This window comes from Variovorax sp. 01T439_2 (assembly GCF_056398445.1).
In genome coordinates this window covers 1-1,048 of record NZ_JBFTPJ010001348.1, presented here as the reverse complement: position 1 = coordinate 1,048, position 1,048 = coordinate 1, and the positions used below count along the sequence as shown (strand labels likewise).

The window sequence follows — 1,048 nt, the reverse complement described above, 5'->3', positions numbered from 1 at the left end:
GAGGTGTCGAGGCCGGCGGCGGTTGCATCGACGATGAACGCCGTGATGCCGCGCGTGCCGCCCGCGGAATCGGTCTTGGCGAACAGGCAGTAGAAGTCGGCGATGCCGCCATTGCTGATCCAGGTCTTCTCGCCGTTGAGGCGCCAGCCGTCGGGCGTGGCTTCGGCGCGCATGGCCATGGCCGCCACGTCGGAGCCCGCATCGGGTTCGCTGAGAGCAAAGGCCGCGATCTTCTCGCCCTTGCCCACAGCTGTGAGGTAGTGCGACTGCTGCTCGGGCGTGCCCGCGAGCGTGATCGCGCCGCTGCCCAGCCCCTGCATCGCAAACGCGAAGTCCGCCAGCGGCGAGTGGTAGCCGAGCGTCTCGCGCAGCAGCACGAGCGCGCGCGAGTCGAGGCGCTCCAGCGCGCCGCCTGCGCTGCCGGGCACGGCATAGCGCAGCCAGCCGCCGTCGCCGAGGCGGCGCACCCATTCGCGGCAGGCCGCGCGGTCGTCGCGCTCGTCGACTTCCTGCGCGGCGCACCAGGGCAGCAGCTCGCTTGCGAGCGCGCGATGCGCGTCATCGAAGAACGGCAGCGCGAGGTGCGTTGTCGAGGGCGGTGCGGGGATCTTGGCCATCATGACTTCAGTCTCCGCCGAACACGGGCTTGCGCTTGGCCGCAAACGCTTCGTAGGCGCGCTTGAAATCCTCGGTCTGCATGCAGATGGCCTGTGCCTGTGCCTCGGCCTCGATGGCCTGGTCGATGGTCATCGACCACTCCTGCGACAGCATGGTCTTGGTCATGCCGTGCGCGAAGCTCGGGCCTTCGGCCAGCTCGCGCGCTACCTTGGTGGCCGCTTCGAGCAGTGCATCGCTTTCGTGCAGTGCATTGAAGAAGCCCCAGGCCTGGCMTTCCTGTGCCGTCATCGCGCGGCCGGTGAAGAGCAGTTCCGAGGCGCGGCCCTGGCCGATCACGCGCGGCAGCAAGGCGCAGGCACCCATGTCGGCGCCGGCAAGCCCGACGCGCGTGAACAGGAAGGCGGTGCGCGTGGCGGGCGAGCCATAGCGC

At 69.6% G+C, this 1,048-nt stretch carries 2 protein-coding genes; both read right to left on the bottom strand.

Annotated features, from left to right (window positions below):
- Window positions 1-620, bottom strand: a 620-nt coding sequence (locus tag AC1DOC_RS34855) for an acyl-CoA dehydrogenase family protein (protein WP_478131738.1), incomplete at its 3' end; no start/stop codon positions are given.
- A gap of 4 nt (window positions 621-624) precedes the next feature.
- A partial coding sequence (locus AC1DOC_RS34850; RefSeq protein WP_478131737.1) for an enoyl-CoA hydratase-related protein occupies window positions 625-1,048 on the bottom strand: 424 nt, incomplete at its 5' end.